The organism is Pseudonocardia sediminis, from assembly GCF_004217185.1.
GTDB lineage: Bacteria > Actinomycetota > Actinomycetes > Mycobacteriales > Pseudonocardiaceae > Pseudonocardia > Pseudonocardia sediminis.
In genome coordinates this window covers 4,422,570-4,446,265 of sequence record NZ_SHKL01000001.1, presented here as the reverse complement: position 1 = coordinate 4,446,265, position 23,696 = coordinate 4,422,570, and the positions used below count along the sequence as shown (strand labels likewise).

Here is a 23,696-nt window from a genome sequence, read left to right as displayed (position 1 = left end):
GCTACCGTGTGATGTGCGAAAGTGCCCATCGCGACGTCTCGGCGGCGTCGCGGCGGATCGGGGGCGGGATGACGGCAGACGGCAAGGACGCCGCGCAGGCGGTCGTGCTCACCCAGGCGCGCTCGGCCACCGAGCGGTCGTTGCTGGAGAAATGGGCGGCCGAGGAGTACCCGGGCGCTCCGGTCGTCGGCTACGGCGACGCCCCGGCGGCACCGCCCGGGCTGGAGACCCGGCTCGACTCCGACGACACGCTCGTCGTCCCGGTCCGGATCGCCTGGATCCCGCCGGAGCGCGACTCCGGAGCGGTCAACCGGGTCACCGAGCTGGCCTCCACGCTGGCGATGCGCCGGGCGCCGTGGCGGCTGCACGGGCAGATGGCCCGGCGCGTCCCCGAGTCCGCACGGGTGGTGGCCGGGGAGCCCGCGACCGTCGGCGACCTCGTCTCGCGGTTCGCCGCGCAGGAGGGCGGCCGGCCGTCCGACGGCGGCGGGCGTTCCGGCGCGTTCGCCCGGTTCGTCGTGCGGCAGGCGACGCTGGCGTGCGACCGCGGCGAGCGCCGTCTTCTCGGCGACCGCTACAAGGTGCCGCGCCGGATGGTCGAGCAGATCACCGCGTCCGCACGGTTCCGGGCGCTGGCTGAGCGCCTGAGCGGCGAGGTCGGCAAGCCGAGCGCCGAGGTCGCGCACGACCTGGAGTCCTGCCTGCACGAGATGGCCGCGGTGCAGAGTCCGCCGGCGATCGACACGTTCCGCACCCTGATGGGCCCGCTGCACACCAAGGCCTGGGACGTCAAGGTCGACGAGGCCGGGCTGGAGCGCCTGCGCGAGCTCAACAAGGAGCACGCGCTCGTCTTCCTGCCCTCGCACCGCTCCTACTCCGACCCGCTGCTGTTCGCCGAGGTCCTGCACGACCGCGACTTCCCCCGCAACCACGTCCTCGGCGGCAACAACCTGTCGTTCTGGCCGATGGGCGCGCTGGGCCGCCGGGCCGGGATCGTGTTCATCCGCCGCACGTTCGGCGGCGACACGATCTACAAAGCGGCGATCCAGGAGTACCTGGGCCACCTGATGTCCAAGCGGTTCAACCTCGAGTGGTACATCGAGGGCGGCCGCAGCCGCACCGGCAAGCTCCGCCGCCCGCGCTACGGGCTGCTGCGCTACCTGGCGGCCGCGCTGGAGGACCGACCCGAGCTCGACGCGATCCTGGTGCCGGTCTCGATCGTCTACGACCAGCTGCACGAGGTCGGCGCGATGGCCGCCGAGCAGCGCGGCGGGTCGAAGAAGGCCGAGGGACTGGGCTGGCTGGCCGGCTACTTCCGCGACCAGCGCCGTCACATCGGCACCGCGCAGGTGCGCTTCGCCGAGCCGTTCTCGCTGCGCGAGTCGCTCGCGGAGTCCGAGCAGGGATCGGCGCAGCTGGAGAAGGTCGCGTTCCGGGTGTGTGCCGGGATCAACCGCGTCAGCCCGGCGACGGCGACGTCGCTGGTCACGTTCGCGCTGCTCACCGCACGCGACCGGGCACTGACGTTGCAGCAGCTGCGTGACGTCGTCGCTCCGCTGGCCGACTACCTGGAGACGCGCGGGGTCCCCGTCCCGGTCGCGGAGCTGCGCACCCGGCACGGACTGCGGATGACGCTGGACAGCCTGGCCGAGGCGCACGTCGTCACGATCTACGAGGGCGGCACCGAGCCGGTCTTCTCGATCCGCTCCGGGCGTCACCACGTGGCCGCGTTCTACCGCAACGGCGCGCTGCACCACCTGCTCAACCGCGCGCTGACCGAGGTGGCGCTGCTGCGCGCCGGCGACGCGGGCGACGGCGCCGACCTGCTCGAGCTGGGCTGGCGGGAGCTCACGCGTCTGCGCGACCTTCTCAAGTTCGAGTTCTTCTTCTCCGACAAGCGCGAGTTCGCCGCCGAGGTCCGCAACGAGCTGACGATCCTGGACTCCCAGTGGCGTCTGAGCCGGGCCCGCCCGACCGACGCCCGCGCCGCACTGCGGCAGGCGTCGTTGCTGGTGGCGCCGGGCGTGCTGCGCTCGTTCCTGGACGCGCAGCTGGTGGTCGCCGAGCAGCTCGTCGCCCTCGACGCCGCCCCGCCGGCCGACCGGGACGAGTTCCTGGAGGTCTGCCTGGGCGTGGGCAGGCAGATGCTGCTGCAGCACCGGCTCGACCGCGCGGACTCGGTGTCGCGCGAGCTCTACGCCACGGCCCTGCGGCTGGCCGACAACCGCGACCTGGTGGAGCCGTCCGGGGGTGACGGGGCCCTGCCGGTGGAGGAGCGGCGCCGCGCCTGGCGCGACGAGCTCGCCGCACTGATCGACGATCTGACACGCATCGGGCGCCTGGAGCGGGCGCGACTGGAGGTGGTCCTGGGTGGCCGCGCCGAGGACAGAGGATCGAGCATCGGTGGCGAGAGGCAGGCCCCCGGCTCGGACGGGGAACGGGGCACGACCCCGGCCGGGAGCACCGGTGTCGCAAGCTGACCGCCTCCGCGCGATCCGCGCGGTCCCGCCGGGCCCGGACACCGTGGCCTACTTCGACTACGACGGCACGATCATCGAGGGCTACTCCGCCGGGGCGTTCTACCGCCGGCGGCTGTGGGAGTTCGACGTCGGTGCCGTCGAGCTGCTGCGCACGATCGCGTCCGGCCTGCGCGGCATCCGCACCAACGACGACTTCCGCGAGTTCCTCGCACTGACCCTGGCCACCTGGGAGGGGCGCACCGAGGAGGAGCTGTTCGCCCTGGGCCGGGAGCTGTTCGTCAACGAGATCGCCGGGCAGCTGCACCAGGAGGCGTGGGAGCTGGTCGCCACGCACAAGGAGTGCGGACACACCGTCGTCATGGCGTCCTCGGCCACCCGGTTCCAGGTGCAGCCGATGGCCGACGAGCTGGGCGCGGACAAGGTGCTGTGCACCGAGCTGGAGGTGCGCGACGGCGTGCTCACCGGCCGTCCGGAGGGGACGCCGCTGTGGGGGCCGGGCAAGGCGGCGGCCGTGGTCGCCGACGCGCAGGAGCGCGGCGTCGACCTCGAGGGCTGTTTCGCCTACGCCAACGGCACCGAGGACGTCGACTTCCTCTCCTCCGTCGGGCATCCGGTCGCGGTCTCGCCCACCGACTCCCTGCGCGCCGTGGCCACCGAGAACGGCTGGCCGATCCTGGACTGCGCGCCGCGCGGCGGGCTGCTCCCCGACGTCGCCGACGTGGCCCGCACCGCGATCTTCTACGGCGGCATGATCGGCGGGTTCGGTGCGGCGATGGGTGCCGGGCTGCTGCACGGGTCGCGCCGCAAGTTCATCGACCTGGCCTGCGGGGTCGGCGCCGACATCGGCTTCGGGATGGCCGGGATCGACGTCGAGGTGACCGGCGCCGAGCACCTGGTCTCCGCGCGTCCGTGCGTCTTCCTGTTCAACCACCAGTCGAAGTTCGACGTGCCGATCCTGATGAAGCTGCTGCGCGGCGGGTTCACCGGCGTCGCGAAGAAGGAGGCGGCGGCGATCCCGTTGTGGGGCCAGCTCTTCCAGGTCGCCGACGTCGCGTTCATCGACCGCAGCAACACCACCAAGGCCAAGGAGGCCCTCGAGCCCGCCGTGCGCACGCTGCGCGAGGACGGGATCTCGCTGGCCATGGCCCCGGAGGGGACGCGGTCGCCGACGCCGAAGCTCGGACCGTTCAAGAAGGGCGCGTTCCACATCGCCATGCAGGCCGGTGTCCCCGTCGTCCCGATCGTGATCCGCAACGCCGGCGAGATCATGTGGCGGGGCGCGCAGACGCTGCGCCCGGGCACCGTGGAGGTGGCCGTGCTGGAGCCGATCGACACCTCGGACTGGAAGCGCGAGACCGTCGCGCAGCACACCGACGACGTACGGGAGCGGTTCATGGAGACGCTGGCGCACTGGCCGGGGGACCGCTGATGGCGTCACGACTGGGGTGGGGCACAGCCCGGGAGATGTCGCCGTTCGAGGTCATGATGTGGCGCGCGGAGTCCGACCCGAGGCTGCGGGCGCCGGTGATGGCCCTGGAGATCCTGGACACCACGCCGGACTGGGACCGGATGCTCGACGCGCACGACTGGGCGTCGCGGATGGTGCCGCGGTTCCGGGAGCGGGTGCGCGACGCGCTCGGCGGGCTGGGCACGCCGTACTGGATCCAGGACAGTGCTTTCGACCTGCACTACCACCTGCGCCGGGTGCGCCTGCCCGGCGACGGCACCTGGGACGACCTGGCCGCGATCGCCGAGCGGGAGATGATGACCCCGTTCGACCGTGAGCGTCCGCCGTGGGAGGCGACGCTGGTCGAGGGCCTGTCCGGGGGACGGGCGGCCTACCTGCTGAAGATGCACCACGTGCTCACCGACGGGCTCGGCGCGATCCAGCTGCTGAGCCAGCTGCACTCGCGCCGCCGCGAGCACGACCCGGACAAGCCGCAGCCCAAGGCGCCCGAGCCGGAGCCGGTCGACCACTTCGGCGAGGTGGACCGGCTCGTCCGCCGCGAGATGGGGATCGTCCCGGCGGCGGCCCGCGCGACGCGCGACGTGCTGGGCGCGCTGACCCGGCCGATCAGCGCCGTCACCGAGTCCGTGCGCTACCTCGACTCGGCCGTGCGGGTGCTCTCGCCGCCGCCGGGGGACAGCTCGCACCTGCTGCGCCCGAGGGGGCTGTCCTGGCGTTTCGCCGCCATGGACGTCGACTTCGCCGACCTGCGCGCGGCCGGGAAGTCGGTGGGCGGGTCGTTCAACGACACCTACCTCGCCGCGCTGCTCGGTGCGTTCCGGCTCTACCACGTCGAGAACGGGCACGCGGTCGCCCCGGACGAGACGCTGCGGGTGTCGGTGCCGGTCTCGGTCCGCCGCTCCGGTGACGGCGACGGCGGGAACCGCTTCGCCCCGGCCCGGGTCGCCGGTCCGATGGGCATCGTCGACCCCGCCGAGCGGATCGGCGCGGTCTCCGCCCAGATGCGCGCCGCCCGGGCGGAACCGGCCCTGGAGAGCACCGACGTGGTCGCGCCGCTGCTGGCGCGTCTGCCCGGGCCACTGCTCACCCTCGTCGGCGGCCGGTCGACGATGGGCAACGACCTGCAGGCCAGCAACGTGCCCGGCCTGCCGTTCGACGCCTACCTGTGCGGGGCCCGGATCGAACGGGTCTACCCGTACGCCCCGCTGCCGGGCTGCGCCGCGATGATCACACTCGTCACGCACGGGGACGTCTGCTGCGTCGGGGCGAACCTGGACGCGACGGCGATCACCGACCGGGCGCTGTTCACCGACTGCCTGGTGCGGGGGTTCCAGGAGGTCCTCGCGTTGAACCCGGGGTCGGCCGACCCGGTGCTCCCGACATGAGCCCGACCGCGGCCACGCCGCCGTCGTACCACCGCGGCGGCGTGGGGACCCCGTTGGTGCTGCTGCACGGCATGACGTCGTCGTGGCGGGCGTGGCGCCCCATCCTGCCGATGCTCGAACGCCACCACGAGACCTACGCGGTCACCATGCCCGGGCATTTCGGCGGGCGTCCGATGCCCGAGGGCGAGCCGGTCACGATCGACGCCATCGTCGACGAGCTGTGCGTGACGCTCGACGAGCTCGGTCTCGACGCCCCGCACGTCGCCGGCAACTCGCTCGGCGGCTGGGTGGCCCTGGAGCTGGCCCGTCGCGGGCGGGCGTCGTCGGTGGTCGCGCTGTCGCCGGCCGGGGCGTGGGCGATGCCGCTGGACATGTACCGGCTGCTCTCGCTGTTCCGGGTGGGTGCCGTCGTCGCCGGCTGGGGGCCGATGCAACGCTTGGCCGCGACGGTGCCGTTCCTGCGCCGGATCCTGATGCGGTCGATCTCCGAGCACGGCGACCGCTACTCCGGCGACGAGGTCGAGATCCTCTTCGACGACATGGCCGGCTGCACGGTGCTCGGCCCCCTGCTGTCACGGGCCACGGTCGACGGGCCGATCCGGAACTTCGAGGCGGTGCCCTGCCCGGTCCGGATCGCGTGGGCCGGCTCGGACCGGACGATCCCGTTCCGCAGCTACGGCCGCCCGATGCTCGACGCCGTCCCGGACGCGGACTTCGTCGTGCTCCCGGGCGTCGGGCACGTGCCGATGGTGGACAACCCCGAGCTCGTCGCGTGGACGATCCTGCAGCACACGCGGTACGTGGCCGAGCACGCGTCCGGGTCCTCCTAGTCCGGAGACCGGGTGGCTCAGCCGCCGGTCAGCGGGGCGTCCGGGTCGATCACGATCTCCCGGGCGCGGAACCCGGCGTCGAGCGCCGCCCACACCCAGCGCGCGAGCTCTTCGGCGAGCTCGTCGAGCGGGAGCGGGTCGGCCGAGGACAGCCAGCGCCCGGTCGCGGCGTCGACCAGCCCGACCGCGCCGGCGGCCAGCGGCTCGGCGACCGCCGCCGGTAGCCCGCCACCGGGGATGTCCTCGCCGAGCAGGCCCACCATCCGGTCGGCGATGCGCTGGCGGACGTCGGTGATCGCGTCGGTCACCCGGGACGCCCGCAGGATGTAGCGGTAGAGGTCGGTGTGCCCGGCCAGCCACTGCACGTGCGCCGCGATCGCGGCGACGAGCATCTCCCGCGGCGTGCCGCGCGGCTTCCACACCGGCGCGAGCGCCTCCACGTAGAGCGTCAGGGCGTGTTCGGCGATCGCGCCCTGCAGGTCGTCCAGGCCGTCGAAGTGGCGGTAGAGGGCCGGCCGCGGGACGCCCGCGGCGGCCGCGATCTGCTCGGTCGTCGCCTCCGGGCCGTGCTCGGCGATGGCCGTGATCGCGGCGTGGACCACCTCGGCGCGCCGTCCGGCCCGCTGCCCGGCCCAGCGACGGGCGCGCCCGTCGGTCGGGGCCGCGACCCCCGCGGCGTCCGATCCGGTGCTGTTCACCCGCCCATCATCCCGGTCGGCGTTGACACCGGCACCGCGGCGCGGTCATGCTCCTGATCTAAGGGGTACGTGCTGTACGGGATACTCTGTGTTCACTTACCGCGGCCCCGCGACCGTGCCCGTTCCGCCGGCGCTGCTCTCGACGACCGAGGAGACCACCCGTGACCGACACCGCTCCCCGCCCCCGCCGCCTGCAGGGCGCCGACGTCGGCATCCCGCCGCGGCAGCTGGACTTCCGGCTCCCCGACGCGCTCGCGCCCTGGGCCTACGCCGACAACGCGACCGCGACGCTGTTCCTGGCCATGCTCTCGGCGATCTTCCCGCCGGGGGAGGACTTCTTCGTGCGCTCGGTCGTGGCGTTCCGGGACCGGGTCACCGACGAGGAGCTGCGCGCCAAGGTCGCCGGGTTCACCGCGCAGGAGGTGATCCACAGCCGCGAGCACGACCGGCTCAACGCCGCGTTCCGTGACCGCGGGTTCCCCGTCGGCGTGCCGGAGAAGGCCGTGGCCACCGCGCTGAAGATCCTGGAGCGCACGTCACCGCGCCAGCAGCTGGCCTGCACCGCGCTGATGGAGCACTTCACCGCCGTCCTGGCCGAGGACATCCTGGGTTCCGACGAGTTCGGCCGTCGCGTGCACGGCGACATCGCCGAGCTGTGGCTCTGGCACGCCCTCGAGGAGCTCGAGCACAAGTCGGTCACCTACGACGTCTACGAGGTGATCGGGACCGACCAGGCCGAGCGGGACCGTGCGGTGCCGCTGGTGCTGGCGACGGTGGGGGTCGCGGCGCTGTTCGGCTGGGGCTACCTGCTCGTCCAGCAGGGGATCTGGCGGCGACCGTCCGACCTGCGGGAGGGCTGGCGCCTGATGTTCGGGCCGGGGCAGTTCATGCGGCGCGTGCTGACCCGGATGCCGGTGTTCAACCACCCGCGCTTCCATCCCGACAAGCACGACACCCGGGCGTTGGAGCAGCAGTGGCGCGAGATCCTCTTCGGCGAGGACGGATCGCTCACCGAGCAGCTGCGGCGTCCGGCCCGCCGGGGATCGGCGTAGAGCACCGCACGGCCGTCACGACGCCGGGCGGGCGACGAGGACGGTCCACCGTCCGGGACCGGCCGGGGCGACGACGACCAGCGCGCCCGGCGTCTCGCCGGCCTCCGCCGTCGTTGTGACGGTGGAGGTGCGCACGGTCCAGCGTGTCGTGCGGCCGTCGGCGAGGGTGAGGGTGACCGTCGATCCCGGTGCGACGGTGGTGGGATCGGTCAGGCGGACGATCCGCCGGTCCTCGCCGGTCCACGCCCCGGGACGGGCGGGGAGGCCTGCCTCGTCGCGGGGGACGGCGACGAGCGCGACCGTGCGTCCACCGAGGGTGATCGAGCGTGTCGCCGCGGGTGTGGGCCGTGCGGGTGGGGCCGGAGTCGTCGAAGTGGGCGCCGGCGTGGTGGGCGCCGTCCTCGTGGGGGCGGGGGTGGTCGTCCTCGGGGGCGTGGTCGGCTTCGGCGTCGTCGGGGTGGGTCTCGACGACGGTGCGACGGGTGTGCTCGGGACGGGAACCACGGGCTGCGGCCGCGTGACCGGGGTCGGTGACGTGGGTCGGACCGCCGGGGTCGGCGACGCGGGCGAGACCGCCGGGGACAGCACCGTACTCGGGGGCGCGCCCTGCGCGGGCTTCGTCGGCGGGAGCTTGGGAGCGGCGGCGACCGGCGGGCCGGCCGGTGTGGTCCCGCCCGGGGTGGCGACCGATGCGGACGGAGTCGCCTGTGGCGCGGATGCGGACGGAGCCGTCTGCGGCGTGGGTGCGCCCGGGCCGGACGATCGCGGTGCGGCCGCGGACGGGGTCGTGACTGCGCGGCTGGACGGTGGCGGGGCGGTCGTGGCCCGGGCGGAGGGTGCGGCGGCCGGGCGTGGGGCGGGTACCTTCCCGGCGGCGATGTCGGCGTCGGAACCGGCGACGCTGGCCGCGGCCGAGTCGGGCTCCTCCGGCTGCGGCGCGACCGGGTCGGGCACGGCGGCCGGCCGGGGCGCGGCGGGAGCGTCGAAGAGCGGTGGGGCGTCTGGGACGTCGGGGTCCGGGGTCTCCGGGACCGCGGGCAGGGGCTCGGTCGCGTCGGGGGAGGACGCGGGGCGGGTGGCGCCGATGTAGTCGTCGCCGTTCCACCGGTAGTAGGCGGTCTGCACGGGCTCGCCGAACGTCGGCGCGTTCACCATCCGGCCGTCGCCGAGGTACATTCCGACGTGGTGGACCTTCGCCCACGTCCCGTAGAAGACCAGGTCACCGGGCTGCAGCGGCGCTGCGGCGGGGACGCGCGGGCCGGCGCGGAACTGGGTGTGGGCGGTGCGGGGCAGGTCGATCCCGGCCTCGCCGTAGGCGAACGTGGTCAGGCCGGAGCAGTCGAAGCCGGCGTCGCCCTCGGTGGGGCCGTCGCCGCCCCAGATGTAGGGCAGTCCGATCTGGTCCATCGCGACGCGGATCGCGGTGCGGGCGCGGGCGTCGGGGAGGGCGGTGGCGAGTGCGGCCGGCTCGACGGTCAGCGGCTCCGCGCCCGTCGAGACCGGGAGGGCCGGGTCCGGGAGCGGTGACGCCCCGGGAGCGCCGGTTCCCGCGATGGCCGTACCCGGTGCCGGGCCCGACGGCGTCGTGGATCCCGGCAGGGGCCCGGACTGCAGGTCGGCGAGGGGAGCCGCGTGGAACCCGGTCGCCCGGTCGCCGGTCGTCCCGGCGCCGACGGGTGCGTCGGCGGCCGCGACGCCGGTCAGGACGAGCAGGCTCGCCACCACCGCTCCGGCGGCCCACGGCCCCCGCGAACGCAGGGCCATCTCCGCACGGATGACGTCGGCCCTCGGCCGGTGGCGGACGGGCATCGCCGGTCGCTCCGCCCGGGTGGCCTCCCCGACGCTCGCCGTTCTGCCGGTCCCTGGCGTGTCCCCGGTCGCCGGCGTGTCCCCGGTTCCTGGCGTGCCGCCGGCCTCTGGCTTGTCCCCGGTTCCTGGCGCGTTCTTGGCCCCTGTCGCGTCCCCGGCGCCCGCCGTCTCGGTCGCCGTCGCGTGCCGGACGGGGTGCTTCTCCGCCGGCCCCTGTGTGTCGCCGACCGCCCCGTCCGGACCGGCGGCGCCGCGCCGTCGACGTCCGGTCGGCCAGGGTTCGGTCATCGTGCGGCCTCGTCCGTAGCGGGAAGTGGGGGCCGCCTGATCGTCTCACTCGTTCGAGTGGTAATGCACGGCGAATCGGAGCGGTTCGGTCACAGCTGGTCGGTCGTCGTCCCGGTCCGCGTCCCGGTCGATCAGGGGTGCTGGGCCATGTGGTGACGGCTGCGCCGGACGCGGGTGACGGGCCTCCCCGCCCGGCGCACCGGTCCGGGACCGGCGGGACCGGAGCCGTCGTCGTACGGTTCCGGGTGATCGACACGAGACGAGGAGCCGCCCGTTGACCGCGCCCGATCCCGCCCCCGGACCCCTGGACGACGTCCCGGGCTCGGCCGACGGCGTCCCCGGCCCGCTGGACGGCGTCCTCGTCGTCGCCGTCGAGCAGGCGGTGGCGGCGCCGTTCGCCACCCGCCAGCTCGCCGACCTCGGCGCCCGGGTGATCAAGGTGGAACGTCCCGGCGAGGGCGACTTCGCCCGCGGCTACGACACCACCGTGCTCGGCCAGTCCAGCCACTTCGTCTGGCTCAACCGCGGCAAGGAGTCGATCGCGCTCGACCTCAAGTCCGACGACGGCCGCGAGACCCTGGAGCGGCTGCTCGCCCGCGCCGACGTCCTCGTGCAGAACCTCGCCCCGGGCGCGGCCGGGCGACTCGGGATCCGCTCGGCACAGGCCGTGGAGCGCCATCCCCGGCTGGTGGCGTGCGAGATCTCCGGCTACGGCGAGGGCGGACCCTACTCCGACCGCAAGGCCTACGACCTGCTCATCCAGTGCGAGGCCGGCTTCGTCTCGGTCACCGGCACCCCGGAGCAGCCGGTCAAGGCGGGCATCTCGGTGGCCGACATCGCGGCCGGGATGTACGCCTACTCCGGCGTCCTCTCCGCGCTGCACCAGCGCCACCGCACCGGCGAGGGGCAGGCGCTGGAGGTGTCGATGCTGGAGGCGCTGGGGGAGTGGATGGGCTTTCCGTACCTCTACACGCGCTACGGCGGCACCGCCCCGGTGCGCGCCGGCGCCAGCCACGCGACGATCACGCCGTACGGCCCGGTCACCACCGCGACCGGTGAGGTGGTGAACCTCGCCGTGCAGAACGAACGCGAGTGGGTGCTGTTCTGCGAGATCGTCCTCGAGCAGCCGGAGCTGGCCACCGACCCGCGCTTCGCCGGTGGGTCCGCGCGGCAGGCCCACCGCGCCGAGCTCGACGTCATCGTCTCCGACGTGTTCGCCGGCCTCGACGTCGACACCGCACAGCGCCGCCTGGACGACGCCGGCATCGCCAACGCCCGCCAGCGCACGATGGACGGGTTCGCCGAACACCCGCAGCTCGCCGCCCGCGACCGCTGGCGTGACACCGACACCCCCGCGGGCCCGGTGCGGATGCCGCTCCCGCCGGTGACCGCCGGTTGGGCCGAGCCGACCGGCGCCGTACCCGCCGCGGGCGCGGACACCGGGTCGATCCTGCGCTGGCTCGACGAGTCCCCGCCGCACACCACGTCCTGACCGGGAGGTCGTCGAAGATGAGCATGCTCACCGAGGCACTGGACGGCTGGGCCCCCGGCCCGGTCACCGACACCGACGCGGTGCGCGCGTGGCAGGTCGCCGCGGTCTCCGGGATGTTCGACCTGCCCGGGCCGGTGGCCGGCGAGGGCGAGCCGATACCGGCGTTGTGGCACTGGTTCGCGTTCCTGGAGCACCCGGCGCAGGTCGAGCTGGGCGACGACGGCCACCCCGCCGACGGCCACTTCCTGCCGCCGATCCCGGACCGCCGCCGGATGTTCGCCGGGGGACGTCTGCGGATCGACGAGCCCGTACGCGTCGGCGAGCAGGTCCGGCGCAGCACCGCGCTCGGCGGGGTGCGGGTGAAGTCCGGGCGCAGCGGCGAGATGGCGTTCGTGACGTTGCGCCAGGAGTTCCACCGCGTCGCCGACGAGACGCTGCTGATGACCGAGGAGCAGGACTTCGTCTACCGGTCCCAGCCCGCCGGGACCGGCCGCGGCATGTCCGCACCCGAACCGGCCGACCCGCCGTCGCACGAGCACTCGTTCACCACCCCGACCGGCCCGGAGCTGCTGTTCCGGTTCAGCGCGCTGACCTACAACTCGCACCGCATCCACTACGACCACCCCTACGTCACCGGCGTCGAGGGCTACCCGGGCCTGGTCGTCCACGGCCCGTTGCTGGCGATGCTCGCGCTGGAGATCCCGCGCCGGCACCGCCCCGACGTGCGCGTGACGTCGTTCGACTACCGGCTCACCAGCCCCGCGTTCGCCGGGGCCGACCTGTGGGCGGGCGGCAGCGCGGCGGAGACCGGTTCCGGGATGGACATCGCCTGCGGGTCGGTGGGGGCGCCGGAGTCGGTGCGCGGTACGGTCGAGCTCGGGTAGCGGGTCCCGATCCCGTCCGCGTGTCGCCCGGGACGTGACGAGCTACTACATCGAGGCGAACGGCGGCTACGCGAACACCCGGCCCTGCTGACGACCTCCTACTCGTGCTCCGGGAGCAGCGGCACCGACAGGCCCTGGTCACGCCCGAGCTGGGTCGCCCGGTTCACCGAGGCCGCGCCGAACCGGCTGCGCACCGCGTCCAGCGCGACGTCGAGCGCCGGGCCGGAGTGCGCGTCGAGCGGGAGCTCGAGCTGGACGGCGTCGTCACCGTCGAGGTTGGCGAGCGAGAGCCCCAGCAGCGTCACGCCCTTCTCCTCGATCAGCGGCAGCGCCGTGGTGAGCAGCGTCCGTGCGGCGCCGAGCAGGGTCGGGGTGTGCGCCGTCGCGACCGGCAGTGTGTGCGAGCGCGTGGCCCGGGTGAAGTCGCCGAACCGCAGCCGCAGCACCACGGTCCGGCAGACCCGGCCGCGTCCGTCCTCCCGGCTGCTCCCGCGCAGCCGGCGGCCGAGCCGGTCCACCGTCCCGGCCAGGATCGTGTCCAGCTCCTCGGGGCTGCGGTAGCGACGGCCGAGTGCGCGCTGCGAGCCGATCGAGCGCCGGTGCGTCCCGGTCTGCACCGGCCGCGGGTCCAGCCCGTGCGCCAGTGCGTGCAGGTGCCGCCCGGCGGCCGGGCCGAGGAACGACACCAGCGGCGCCTCGCCCAGCCCGGCCACCTCACCGACGGTCCGCACCCCGAGCGCGTGCAGCTTCCCGGCCGTCACGGCACCGACGCCCCACAGCCGCTCGACCCGCAGCGGGTGCAGGAACGCCAGCTCGCGGTCCGGCGGGACCACGAGCAGACCGTCCGGCTTGCCCACCCCCGACGCGACCTTGGCCAGGAACTTCGTGCGCGCCACCCCGACGGTGATCGGCAGCCCGACGTCGGCGGCCACCTGGCGGCGCAGCGTCTCCGCGATCTCCGGGGGTGAGCCCGCGATCTTCTGCAGTCCGCCGACCTCGAGGAACGCCTCGTCGATGGAGATCGGCTCGACCAGCGGCGTGGTGTCCCGGAAGACGGCGAACACCGCCTTGCTCGCCTCGGAGTAGGCCTCCATCCGCGGCGGGACCACGCGCGCGGACGGGCACAGCGCCAGCGCCTGACGCCCGTTCATCGCCGTCCGGACCCCGCACGCCTTGGCCTCGTAGCTGCAGGCCAGCACCACCCCGCCGCCGACGATCACCGGACACCCGCGCAGACGCACGTCGTCACGCTGCTCGACGGACGCGTAGAACGCGTCCAGGTCGGCATGCAAAATGGTCGCCTCGCCTCGCACGAACAGATGTTCGCATCCACCCCCGACAGAAGCGAGCCCGACGGCTCGTCCGGGACGCGTCCTGGGCCCGACGATCCGCGCCTTCCCACCGGTGCCGTGACCCGCCGGTCACCTCCCGGTCGACTGCGGCGACGAGACGACGACGCTGACCGCCATCGGCGCCGGGACCAGCGGCCGGACCGCGTTCCGGACGGCCGTCACCACCTGCTCGGGCGGGATCCCGGGACGTGGGACGACGCCGACGATCAGGCACCGGCCCTGGACCAGGAGGCCGACGACCCGTCCGGTCGCCGTCGTACTCGCGATCCGCCCGGTCGGACCGGGATAGAGCGCCAGGATCTCCGGGCAGTCCCGCACCGCACGCGCCAGGCGCGCGAGGTGCTCGAGCTGATGGCGGGTGGGCGTCGTCACGCGGCGTCCTCCTTCTCCCCGGTGGTGGTGAACTTGTCGAAGAAGATGTTGTGCTCGGACACCCCGAGCCCGGTCAGCGTCGCGATCGCCGCGTCGACCATCGGTGGCGGGCCGCAGACATAGGCGTCGCGGCCGGTCAGGCTCGGCTCCCGGCGGTGCAGGACCTCGGTGATCAGCCCGGTCTCGCCCTGCCAGTCGTCGTCCGCGGATGCCTCCGACAGCGCCGGGACGAAGGTGAAGCCGGGAAGGTCGACCTCCAGCTGTGCGAGCTCCTTCTCGAAGCACAGGTCCTTCGCGGTGCGTGCGCCGTAGTAGAACGTGGCCCTGCGCTCGACGCCGCGCTCGGCCATCGACCGCAGGAGCCCCAGGATCGACGACAGGCCGGCGCCGCCGCCGACGAAGACCAGATCCGACGTGCGGTTCTCGCGCAGGGTGAACGTCCCGAACGGTGCCTCCACCTCGATCCGGTCGCCGACCGCCGCCTCCTGCGACAGCCAGGTGCCGAACCGGCCGTCCGGGTAGACCTTGATCACGAACTCGAACCGCCCGTCGCGGTTCGGCGTGGTGGCCATGGAGAACGAGCGCCACTCGTCGGACCCGGGGATCCGGAGGTCCATGTACTGGCCCGGGAAGAACTTGATCTCGGTCGGCTCGACGAGCCTGACCACCAGGTGCCGCATATCGTGCGTGACGGCCTCGTTGGAGACGATCTCGACCGTGCCCGGCCGCAGGGGCAGGCCGGACCGGATGACCTCCTCGTCGTAGTTCAGGAGCTCGATCGTGAGGTCCTCGTAGGCGTGTGCCCGGCAGAGCAGGGTCGAGCCCTCCTCCTTCTCGTAGTCGGGCAGGGCGAACGTCGAGTAGGAGTCGTACTCGATGTCCTCGCCCTCGAGAACGAAGGACTTGCACGCCGCGCACTGACCTTCCTTGCAGCCGTGCATGAGCTGCACGCCCTGTTCGGCCGCGGCCCGGAGGATGTTCTGGTCCTCGTCGACCTCGATCTCGATGCCGACCGGCTCGAACCGGACGGTGTGCTTCTCACCCACTGGACCTCTCCCTGCCTCCGTGTGCCGGCGCCGTGACCGGCCGACAGCGCGAATGACAGCGCACCGACGGCCCGTCGGGGGCCGACGTCTCATCCTGAGAACAAGTCGGCGAGACGCCGGTCATAGCCTGGATCGCATCGGCTCCGTCGCCGGTGGGCTCCGGCCGTGCGCTGTCGACGGCCGCACCGGTCGAGGGGAGCGCGCATGCGGGAGACGGGCGATTCCACCGGACGCCGCCGGCCCGCCGCGCTGTCCGGGTGCGACCCGTCGGGGCCCCAGGTGGCCCGTGCGCGGTCGGCGTTCTTCGTCGACGACGACGTCACCGACGGTCAGGTGCGCGCGCCGATCGCGGCGTCATGGCGGCGCGCCCGGGACTGGAACGTCGACGCCGAACGGATCGAGCTGTCCCGGCCGTCCGAGACCGAGGCCGACTCGCCGCTGCTGCGGGCCGCCCGCCCGATCCTGGACGAGATGTCGGACCACTTCACCAACGAGCCGGCGAGCCTGATCCTCTGCGACGCGCAGGGGGTGGTCCTGGACCGCCGCTCGGGGGACGCGGTCCTGAACCGGCGGATGGACGCGGTGTGCCTCGCGCCCGGGCACAGCTACGCCGAGCGCGCTGCCGGGACGAACGGGATCGGGACCGCCCTGGCCGAGAACCGTCCGGTACAGGTGTTCGGGCACGAGCACTACGCGGAGGACCTCGTGAGCCTCGCGTGCGCCGGCTCCCCGATCCGTCACCCGGTGCACGGGGGCCTGCTCGGAGTCCTCGACCTGACGTGCTGGCACCGGGACGCGAACCCGCTGATGGGTACCGTCGCCCTCACCCTGGGCCGGCGGATCGAGGACGCCCTGCTCAGCCAGGTCGGCCGGCGGGAGATGAGTCTCGTCGACGAGTTCCTGGCGGCCTGCGAACAGACCCGCAGCGCGATCTTCGCCGTCGACGACGACCTGCTGATGATGAACCGTCTGGCCCGTGAGCTGCTCGGCCCCGATGACCAGGCGGCGCTGCTCGCCGGGACGGCGGCGGTACTGGACTCGGCACCGGGCCCGGGCCGGGACCGCGAGTTCCTGGTCGACCTGCCCACCGGTGCCACCGCGCGGGTCCGGCGCCTGCCCGGCCCCGAGGGCGAGAGCCGGGGCCGGGGCGTCCTCAGGGTCCGGCTCGCCACCGACGCCCGCTCGCGGAGGCCGCGGCGGGGGACCGCCTCCTATCGGACGTTCGGCGTCGTCGGTTCCGCTCCGCTGTGGCGCCGGTGCGTCGAGTCGGTGGATCGGCATCTGGCCGAGCGCAACTGGATGATCCTGGACGGAGAGCCCGGCGTCGGGAAGACCGTACTGGCGGTCGCCGCGCACCGACTGCGCAAGCCCGCGTCGCATCTGTTCGTGGCCGATCTCGCGGAGCCTTCCGGCACCTGGTCGCACGAGGTGGCCGAGGCGTTGCAGGAGGACGGCGCGACCGTCGTACTGCGCCACCTCGAGGCGGTCGACCCGGTCGACGCGGCCGTTCTCGCCGACCTGATCGAGCCGTACTGGGAGCTCCCCGGACCGGACCGGCCCACGGTGGTCGCGACGTACACCGACCGGGACGTCCGGACGACCGATCTCGCGGCGCTGACCGGCATGCTGGCCGTCAGCGTGACGGTGCCTCCCCTGCGCCACCACGCCGACGACATCGAGGACCTGCTCGCGGTCCTCGTCGCGAGGCTGGGGCGAGGCGCGACCCCGAGCTTCAGCCCCGCTGCGATCCGGCACCTGCGGGGCAACCCGTGGCCGGGCAACGTCGCTCAGCTCCGCCACGTGGCCAGCAAGGTCCTCGCCCGGCGGCGGGCCGGAACGGTCGACGTCGACGACCTTCCGATCGAATGCCGCGCGACCGTCCGCCGCGTGCTCACCCCGCTCGAGTCCATCGAGTGCGACGCGATCGCCGGAGCACTCGTGGACGCCGGGGGCGACAAGGCCCGCGCCGCACGGCAGCTCGGGATGTCCCGCGCCACGATCTACCGGAAGATCCGCGAGTTCGGGATCACCCCGGCGTAGCGGCCGGGGGCGGCTCAGGGGACGCAGCCGGGCCGGGAACGGATCTCCAGGCTACGAAACTGCATCTGCGGTCACAGTTCGTCGAACTCCTCTCATCTGCGTCGAATCTGTGCTTATCATCCGGCCGTGCTCCGGGTGAGCGCGCTTGACGGCTGCTCGGTGGAGGACGGTGACCATGGGGTCGATGCAGGTTCGCGTCGCGCTCGCGACGGTGGGGGCGCTGACCGCGGCGCTGGTGGCCGGATGCGGGGCCACGCCCGACGCACAGGCCCCGGTCGCCGCGACCCGCGTCGTCACCGACGTCACTGGCGCGCAGGTCGCGGTGCCCACGACGATCACCCGCATCGCCGACGCCTGGCCCGCGCACAACGAGGTCGTCCAGATGCTCGGCGCCGGGGACGAGATCGCGGCCACGGTGCTCACCGAGAAGACCGCGCCCTGGCTCTACGTGGTCAACCCGGCGTTCCGGGACGCGCCGACGGTGTTCACCAACTCCACGGTCAGCACCGAGCGCCTCGCCCGGACCCGCCCGGACGTGCTGTTCACCGACAAGAGCACCCAGATCGCGGCCAAGACGACCGAGCTGGGCATCCCGACCGTGCAGCTGGGGTTCCAGAACTACCCCGACCTGAAGGAGATGGTCGCCACCACCGCGGAGGTCCTCGGGCCGGAGGCGCAGCAGCAGGCGGTCGCCTACAACGCCTACCTCGACGAGACGCTGGCGCAGGTCCGGGGCCGCACGTCGCCGCTGCCCGCGGAGAAGCGCCCGAGCGTCCTGCACGTCTACTCGCTCAACCCGCTGGTGGTCGACGGCACCGGCAGCATCATCGACGAATGGATCACCGCCGCGGGCGGGCGCAACGCCGCGCAGGTCACGGGCAACGTCCGGCCGGTGTCCACCGAGCAGGTCGCGCAGTGGAACCCGGACGTGGTGATCCTGGCCGGCAGCGCGTTCGTCGCCACCGACACCGGCGCGCAGACGCTGGACAAGTTGCGTGCCGACCCGTTCTGGAGCCGGCTCCCCGCGGTCCACGACGACCGGGCGGTGATCAACCCGACCGGCGGCTGGCACTGGGACCGCTACGGCGTCGAGACGGCGCTGCAGCTGCGCTGGGCCGGGAAGACCCTGCACCCGGAGCTGTTCGGCGACGTCGACATGGTCGCCGAGACCCGCTCGTTCTACGACCGCTTCCTGCACCACCCGCTGACCGAGGCGGAGGCCCGGACGATGCTGGCCGCCCAGGACCCGCAGTGATCCGGTGAGCGGTGTTCCGGTGAGCGCCGGGACCGAGCGGGAGACGCCCGCCGCGGCCGGCGTGGCCGCGGACCCGTGGCGTCGCAGCCGATGGCCGGTGGTCACGATCCTGTCGGTGGCGCTGGTGGTGGCCGTCGCGGTGTCGTTCGCGGTGGGCGTCACGTCGTACCCGCCGGCCACGATCGTCGAGGTGCTCGTCGCGCACCTGACCGGCCGTCCGAGCACCGTGCCCCGCGTCGACGACGTCACGATCTGGCTGGTGCGGATGCCGCGGATCGTCGCGGCGGTGCTGGTCGGGGGAGCGCTGGCCGCGGCGGGCGCGGCCTACCAGGCGCTGTTCCGCAACCCGATGGTCTCCCCGGATCTGCTCGGCGCCTCCGGGGGCGCCGGCGTCGGTGCGGCGCTGGGCATCCTGCTGTCCTGGAGCAGCGCCGGGGTGCAGCTCTCGGCGTTCGTGCTCGGCCTGGGCGCGGTGCTGGTGACCTACGCCGTGGGCACCGTGGTGGGCCGCGGCCACGAGTCCACGCTGACGCTGGTGCTCACCGGCATCGTCGTGTCGAGCCTGTGCTCGGCGCTGATCTCGCTCACCAAGTACGTCGCCGACCCGGACGACAAGCTGCCGCAGATCACGTTCTGGCTGCTGGGCGGCCTGGACACGGTGACCGTCCGCGGGCTGGTGCCGGTGCTCGTCCCGGTCCTGATCGGTCTCGTGCCGTTGATGGTGCTGCGCTGGCGGCTCAACGTGCTCGCCTTCGGCGACGAGGAGGCGGCCTCGCTCGGGGTGAACCCACGGGTGGTGAAGGGGTTCGTGATCGTCGGGGCGACGCTGATGACGGCGGCGTCGGTCTCGGCGGCCGGGATGGTCGGCTGGGTCGGCCTGGTGATCCCGCACGCCGCGCGGATGCTGGTCGGGCCGGACGCCCGGCGCGCGCTGCCCGTCTCCGCGCTGCTGGGCGCGATCTTCCTGCTCGTGGTCGACGACCTGGTCCGCACGCTGCTCACGACCGAGGTGCCGCTGGGAATCCTCACCGCGCTCGTCGGGGCACCGTTCTTCCTCCTGCTGCTGGCCAGGGGGCGGCGCGCGTGGACGTAGTTCTCGATGTCCAGGACCTGCGGTGCGGCTACGGCGACGTCGACGTGCTGGAGGAGCTCTCGTTCACCGTCGCGGCCTCGGAGGTGCTGTGCGTGCTCGGGCGCAACGGCGCCGGGAAGACGACCCTGTTCAAGTCGGTGCTCGGGTTCCTCCCGGCGCGCGGCGGGCGGGTGCTGGTCGACGGGCGCGCGCTGTCCGGGTGGGGGCGCCGGGAGCTGGCCCGCACCGTCGCCTACGTCCCGCAGGCGCACGCCGCGCCGTTCCCGTTCACGGTCGGCGAGGTGGTGCTGATGGGACGCACCCCGCACCTGGGCGTCGCCGGAGCGCCGGGACGGGCCGACCGGGCCGTGGCGGAGGAGAGCATGGACCGCCTCGGTGTCGGGCACCTGGCCACCCGCCCGTTCACCGAGATCAGCGGCGGCGAGCGGCAGCTGGCGCTGATCGCCCGGGCGCTCACCCAGCAGCCCCGCCTGCTGATGATGGACGAACCGACCTCGAACCTGGACCTGGGCAACCAGGCCCGGGTGCTGCACGAGATCCGCGACCTGGCCGCCGGCGGCCTGGCCATCGTGATGATCTCCCACACCCCCGACCACGCGTTCGCCGTCGCGAGCACCGCCGCGCTGCTGCGTCCCGACCGGACGCTGCGGGTCGGGACGCCGGAGCAGGTCCTCACCGAGGGGGCGCTGGGGGAGGCGTTCGGGCGTCCGGTGCGCGTCCTGACCGGGGTCGGCGAGGACGGCGCGACGGTCCGTGCCTGCCTCCCCGTGCCGTAGCCGGACCTCCGGCCGGGTGGGCCTGTGGCGCAGGGCACGGCCGTAGGCTGCGGGGCATGCGCCCCGGGCACGACCGTCCCTCCACCGCGGTCGAGGACTACCTGAAGGCCGTCTACGTGCTGGGCGAGCACGGGGGCGGCGAGGTCGGGACGTCGCTGGTCGCCGAGCGGATGGGGGTCCAGGCCTCGTCGGTGTCGGGCATGGTGCGCAAGCTGCGCGAGCTGGACCTGGTCGAGCACGCGCGGTACGGGACGATCGCGCTCACCGCCGAGGGCAGGCGCCTCGCGCTGGCCGTCGTCCGCCGGCACCGCCTGATCGAGCAGCTGTTGGTCACCGAGTTCGGCTACGGCTGGGACGAGGTGCACGCCGAGGCCGAGGCCCTCGAGCACGTCGTGTCCGACCGGCTGGTCGACGCCATCGCCGACCGTCTGGGCAACCCGGCGACCGACCCGCACGGCGACCCGATCCCGGACCGCGCCGGCGAGGTGGCGCGGTGGGACGCCCGCCGTCTGTCGGAGATGACGCCGGGCGCCGAGGGCGACCTCGTGCGCGTCGACGACGACACCGCCGTCCTGCAGCACCTGACCGCCCACGAGGTCGGGCTCGGTGACCGGATCGGCCTGATCCGCCGGGAGCCCTTCGGCGGGCCGTTCGTGGTGCGGGTGGGCGAGCGCGAGCTGCAGTTCGGCCCTGAGCTCGTCGACGCACTGTGGGTGCGCGTGTAGGTCGCCCGAATCGAGGTCTCTTGTCCGATTCATCGCACGCGTTCTAAAGTTCGGCATGACCAACTCTCGATGGCGAGTGTGGCGAAGTACAACGCTGTTCACGTCGACACTCGGCGTCGTGCTGCTCATCGCGGGGTGCGGAACGGGCGGCACGGGCGCCGCGGACGGGCCGCCGAAGGTCCTCACCACGTTCACCGTGATCGCCGACATGGCGCAGCGGGTGGCGGGCGATCGGCTCGTCGTCGAGTCGATCACCAAGCCCGGCTCGGAGATCCACGAGTACGAGCCGACGCCGGACGACCTGATCCGCGCCCAGGACGCCGACCTCGTCCTGGACAACGGTCTGGGCCTCGAGCGGTGGTTCGAGCGGTTCGTCGACCGGACCGGCGCGAGGACTGCGACGCTCAGCGACGGCGTAGCCCCGATCCCGATCGCCGTGGGCAACTACCAGGGCCAGCCCAACCCGCACGCGTGGATGTCGCCGCAGGCCGGGGAGATCTACGTCCGCAACATCGCCACCGCGCTGAGCGACCTGGACCCGCCGAACGCCGGCGTCTACCGGGCCAACGCCGACGCCTATGCCGCCGAGCTGCGCGGTGTCGGCGAGCAGCTCCGCCGCGAGCTCGCGGCCCTGCCCGCCGACCAGCGCGCGCTGGTGACCTGCGAGGGCGCGTTCTCCTACCTGGCCCGCGACGCGGGGCTGGCCGAGGGCTACCTGTGGCCGGTCAACGCCGACGCCGAGGGCACGCCGCAGCAGATCGCGGCGACCGTCGGGTTCGTCCGGGAGCGCGGCGTGCCGGCCGTGTTCTGCGAGTCGACGGTGAACGACGGCGCCCAGCGGCAGGTCGCCCGCGAGACCGGCGTCCGGATGGGCCCGCAGCTCTACGTCGACTCCCTGTCGCAGGCCGACGGCCCGGTGCCCACCTATCTCGACCTGCTGACCCACGACGCCCGGGCGATCGTCACCGGGCTGACCGGCCGGAGCCCGGCGTGAGCGCGCAGGCGGTCACCGTGCGCGGCCTGACCGTCCGCTACGGCGAGGTCCTCGCGCTCGACGACGTCGACCTCGACGTGGCGCCGGGGCGGGTCTGCGGGCTGCTCGGCGTGAACGGCTCGGGCAAGTCGTCGCTGTTCAAGGCCCTGATCGGCACCCTGCGACCGGACCGCGGCGAGATCACCCTGCTCGGCCGCACCCCGTCCGCGGCACGGAAGGACGGGTCGGTGTCCTACGTCCCGCAGGCCGACGCGGTCGACTGGGCGTTCCCGGTCGGCGTCACGGACGTGGTGATGATGGGCCGCTACGGGCGGATGGGCCCGATGCGCCGCCCGAGGCCCGACGACCGGACGGCGGTGGCCGAGGCGATCGAGCGGGTCGGGCTCACCTGCCTTGCCGGACGCCAGATCGGCGCCCTGTCCGGCGGGCAGCGCAAGCGGGCGTTCCTCGCCCGGGCGATCGCCCAGGACGCGTCGCTGCTGCTGCTCGACGAGCCGTTCTCCGGCGTCGACAAGGGTTCCGAGGCCACGATCGTCGATCTGCTGCACGCGCTGCGCGACGAGGGCCGCACCGTCCTGGTCTCCACCCACGACCTGGCGAGCGTCCCGGCACTCTGCGACGAGGCCGTGCTGCTGCAGCGACGCGTCGTCGCCCACGGGACCCCGGAGCACGTCCTGACCCCGGACGTCCTGGCCGGCGCGTTCGGCGCGCCCCCGCCACCGGACGGCACGTCCTCGGCACCGCACCGGGCCGCGTGATGGGCTTCGTCGAGTGGATCCTCGCGCCGCTGCAGTTCGACTTCATGCTCCGCGCGCTGCTGGTCGCGGTCGTGTCCGGCGGGATCTGCGCGATCCTGTCCTGCTGGCTGACGCTGATCGGCTGGTCGCTGCTGGGCGACGCGGTCTCGCACGCGGTGCTTCCCGGGGTGGTGCTGTCCTACATCATCGGGATCCCGTTCGCGGTCGGCGCGTTCGTGTTCGGCGTCGGCGCGGTGGGGCTGATCGGCGTCGTGCGGCGGACGTCGCGGGTCAAGGAGGACGCCGCGATCGGGGTGGTGTTCACCGGGCTGTTCGCGCTCGGGATCGTGCTGATCTCACGCACCCCGAGCGACACCGACCTGACCCACATCCTGTTCGGCAACCTGCTCGGCGTCTCCGACTCCGACATCGTGCAGGTACTCGTGATGAGCGCGGTGACGCTGGCGATCGTGCTCGTCAAGCGCCGTGACCTGACGCTGTTCGCGTTCGACCCGACGCACGCGCACGCCATCGGGCTGAGCCCCCGGCGGCTGGAGGCGCTGCTGCTCGGACTGCTCGCGCTGACCGTGGTGATCGCGCTGCAGGCGGTCGGGATCGTGCTGGTCGTCGCGATGCTGATCATCCCGGGTGCGACGGCGTACCTGCTCACCGACCGGTTCGGGTCGATGCTGGCGGTCGCGGCGGCGGTGTCGATCGGCTCCTCGGTCGTCGGCACCTACCTGAGCTTCCACGCCGACCTGTCCACCGGCGGCACGATCGTCGTCGCGCAGGCGAGCGCGTTCACGCTGGCTTATCTGTTCTCCCCGAGCCACGGCGTCCTCGGCCGTCTGATCACCCGGCGCACGGTGCGCGCCACGGAGGAACAGCCGATGTGACGACGGCGCGCTGCGCTGCCTCAC

The 23,696-nt window shown here is 73.6% G+C and carries 19 protein-coding genes and 1 pseudogene; 15 read left to right on the top strand and 5 right to left on the bottom strand.

What is annotated here, in order from left to right:
* Positions 1–68: 68 nt before the first annotated feature.
* The 4 genes from EV383_RS20495 to EV383_RS20480 are packed head-to-tail and all read left to right on the top strand — an operon-like array spanning position 69 to position 6,163.
* On the top strand, positions 69–2,480 hold the full coding sequence (locus EV383_RS20495; RefSeq protein WP_165438419.1) for a glycerol-3-phosphate 1-O-acyltransferase: 2,412 nt from the start codon (positions 69–71) through the stop codon (positions 2,478–2,480).
* Positions 2,467–3,909 carry an HAD-IB family hydrolase gene (locus EV383_RS20490; protein WP_130291412.1) on the top strand — a complete coding sequence of 481 codons (1,443 nt, stop codon included), beginning with the start codon at positions 2,467–2,469 and terminating at the stop codon, positions 3,907–3,909. The genes EV383_RS20495 and EV383_RS20490 overlap by 14 nt, the downstream gene beginning before the upstream one ends.
* Positions 3,909–5,333, top strand: a complete 1,425-nt coding sequence (locus EV383_RS20485; protein WP_207223599.1) for a wax ester/triacylglycerol synthase family O-acyltransferase — start codon at positions 3,909–3,911, stop codon at positions 5,331–5,333. The genes EV383_RS20490 and EV383_RS20485 overlap by 1 nt, the downstream gene beginning before the upstream one ends.
* Positions 5,330–6,163, top strand: a complete 834-nt coding sequence (locus tag EV383_RS20480) for an alpha/beta fold hydrolase (protein WP_130291411.1) — start codon at positions 5,330–5,332, stop codon at positions 6,161–6,163. Before EV383_RS20485 ends, EV383_RS20480 begins: the two co-directional genes overlap by 4 nt.
* Positions 6,164–6,180: 17 nt before the next feature.
* Here the strand turns inward: EV383_RS20480 and EV383_RS20475 are convergent, their stop codons facing one another.
* Positions 6,181–6,861 (bottom strand): TetR/AcrR family transcriptional regulator, encoded by a 681-nt coding sequence (locus EV383_RS20475; RefSeq protein ID WP_130291410.1) that lies wholly within the window; start codon positions 6,859–6,861, stop codon positions 6,181–6,183.
* 161 nt (positions 6,862–7,022) lie between these two features.
* Between EV383_RS20475 and EV383_RS20470 the strand changes: the two genes are divergently transcribed.
* On the top strand, positions 7,023–7,913 hold the full coding sequence (locus tag EV383_RS20470; RefSeq protein WP_165438418.1) for a metal-dependent hydrolase: 891 nt from the start codon (positions 7,023–7,025) through the stop codon (positions 7,911–7,913).
* Positions 7,914–8,975: 1,062 nt separating this feature from the next.
* On the opposite strand, the pseudogene EV383_RS32310 reads toward EV383_RS20470, so the two are convergent.
* Positions 8,976–9,353: pseudogene (locus tag EV383_RS32310) on the bottom strand (C40 family peptidase); the annotation flags it as partial.
* Positions 9,354–10,314: 961 nt separating this feature from the next.
* On the opposite strand from EV383_RS32310, the gene EV383_RS20460 reads away from it, so the two are divergent.
* Entirely contained in the window at positions 10,315–11,502 is a 1,188-nt protein-coding gene (locus tag EV383_RS20460; protein ID WP_130294789.1) for a CaiB/BaiF CoA transferase family protein, read from the top strand.
* A gap of 17 nt (positions 11,503–11,519) precedes the next feature.
* A complete protein-coding gene (locus EV383_RS20455) occupies positions 11,520–12,386 on the top strand; it encodes an HTD2 family dehydratase (RefSeq protein WP_130291407.1) in 867 nt (288 codons plus the stop codon).
* 98 nt (positions 12,387–12,484) lie between these two features.
* Here EV383_RS20455 and dinB read toward each other — a convergent pair whose 3' ends face one another.
* The 3 genes from dinB to EV383_RS20440 all read right to left on the bottom strand — a co-directional run bounded on the left by dinB (position 12,485) and on the right by EV383_RS20440 (position 15,156).
* A complete protein-coding gene (dinB, locus tag EV383_RS20450; protein WP_130291406.1) occupies positions 12,485–13,705 on the bottom strand; it encodes a DNA polymerase IV in 1,221 nt (406 codons plus the stop codon).
* A gap of 102 nt (positions 13,706–13,807) precedes the next feature.
* Positions 13,808–14,110 (bottom strand): hypothetical protein, encoded by a 303-nt coding sequence (locus EV383_RS20445; protein WP_130291405.1) that lies wholly within the window; start codon positions 14,108–14,110, stop codon positions 13,808–13,810.
* Positions 14,107–15,156, bottom strand: a complete 1,050-nt coding sequence (locus tag EV383_RS20440; RefSeq protein WP_130291404.1) for an FAD-binding oxidoreductase — start codon at positions 15,154–15,156, stop codon at positions 14,107–14,109. Before EV383_RS20440 ends, EV383_RS20445 begins: the two co-directional genes overlap by 4 nt.
* Before the next feature lie 204 nt (positions 15,157–15,360).
* Here EV383_RS20440 and EV383_RS20435 point away from each other — a divergent pair, with 204 nt between their 5' ends.
* From EV383_RS20435 to EV383_RS20405, 8 genes are all read left to right on the top strand, one after another.
* The gene (locus tag EV383_RS20435; RefSeq protein ID WP_130291403.1) at positions 15,361–17,196 is read left to right on the top strand and encodes a sigma-54-dependent Fis family transcriptional regulator; all 1,836 of its coding nucleotides are present in this window, start codon (positions 15,361–15,363) and stop codon (positions 17,194–17,196) included.
* 184 nt (positions 17,197–17,380) lie between these two features.
* Positions 17,381–18,451, top strand: coding sequence for an ABC transporter substrate-binding protein (locus EV383_RS20430; protein WP_165438417.1), 1,071 nt, complete (start codon positions 17,381–17,383; stop codon positions 18,449–18,451).
* Positions 18,452–18,470: 19 nt separating this feature from the next.
* Complete coding sequence (locus tag EV383_RS31755; protein ID WP_242623224.1) at positions 18,471–19,544, top strand: FecCD family ABC transporter permease; 1,074 nt, start codon at positions 18,471–18,473, stop codon at positions 19,542–19,544.
* On the top strand, positions 19,535–20,320 hold the full coding sequence (locus EV383_RS31750) for an ABC transporter ATP-binding protein (RefSeq protein ID WP_207223598.1): 786 nt from the start codon (positions 19,535–19,537) through the stop codon (positions 20,318–20,320). The genes EV383_RS31755 and EV383_RS31750 overlap by 10 nt, the downstream gene beginning before the upstream one ends.
* A 56-nt stretch (positions 20,321–20,376) precedes the next feature.
* On the top strand, positions 20,377–21,045 hold the full coding sequence (locus EV383_RS20420; RefSeq protein ID WP_130291401.1) for a metal-dependent transcriptional regulator: 669 nt from the start codon (positions 20,377–20,379) through the stop codon (positions 21,043–21,045).
* 118 nt (positions 21,046–21,163) lie between these two features.
* On the top strand, positions 21,164–22,039 hold the full coding sequence (locus EV383_RS20415; protein ID WP_242623223.1) for a metal ABC transporter substrate-binding protein: 876 nt from the start codon (positions 21,164–21,166) through the stop codon (positions 22,037–22,039).
* The gene (locus EV383_RS20410) at positions 22,036–22,797 is read left to right on the top strand and encodes a metal ABC transporter ATP-binding protein (RefSeq protein ID WP_130291399.1); all 762 of its coding nucleotides are present in this window, start codon (positions 22,036–22,038) and stop codon (positions 22,795–22,797) included. Before EV383_RS20415 ends, EV383_RS20410 begins: the two co-directional genes overlap by 4 nt.
* On the top strand, positions 22,797–23,672 hold the full coding sequence (locus tag EV383_RS20405; protein ID WP_130291398.1) for a metal ABC transporter permease: 876 nt from the start codon (positions 22,797–22,799) through the stop codon (positions 23,670–23,672). The genes EV383_RS20410 and EV383_RS20405 overlap by 1 nt, the downstream gene beginning before the upstream one ends.
* The last annotated feature ends 24 nt before the right edge of the window (positions 23,673–23,696 follow it).

What these genes read in the sequence shown, in the direction of transcription:
- EV383_RS20435 (WP_130291403.1), top strand. Translation starts at nt 15,361, where the DNA reads ATGCGGGAGACGGGCGATTCCACCGGACGCCGCCGGCCCGCCGCGCTG.
- EV383_RS20430 (WP_165438417.1), top strand. Translation starts at nt 17,381, where the DNA reads ATGCAGGTTCGCGTCGCGCTCGCGACGGTGGGGGCGCTGACCGCGGCG.
- EV383_RS20495 (WP_165438419.1), top strand. Translation starts at nt 69, where the DNA reads ATGACGGCAGACGGCAAGGACGCCGCGCAGGCGGTCGTGCTCACCCAG.
- EV383_RS20420 (WP_130291401.1), top strand. Translation starts at nt 20,377, where the DNA reads ATGCGCCCCGGGCACGACCGTCCCTCCACCGCGGTCGAGGACTACCTG.
- EV383_RS20405 (WP_130291398.1), top strand. Translation starts at nt 22,797, where the DNA reads ATGGGCTTCGTCGAGTGGATCCTCGCGCCGCTGCAGTTCGACTTCATG.
- EV383_RS20480 (WP_130291411.1), top strand. Translation starts at nt 5,330, where the DNA reads ATGAGCCCGACCGCGGCCACGCCGCCGTCGTACCACCGCGGCGGCGTG.
- EV383_RS20455 (WP_130291407.1), top strand. Translation starts at nt 11,520, where the DNA reads ATGAGCATGCTCACCGAGGCACTGGACGGCTGGGCCCCCGGCCCGGTC.
- EV383_RS20485 (WP_207223599.1), top strand. Translation starts at nt 3,909, where the DNA reads ATGGCGTCACGACTGGGGTGGGGCACAGCCCGGGAGATGTCGCCGTTC.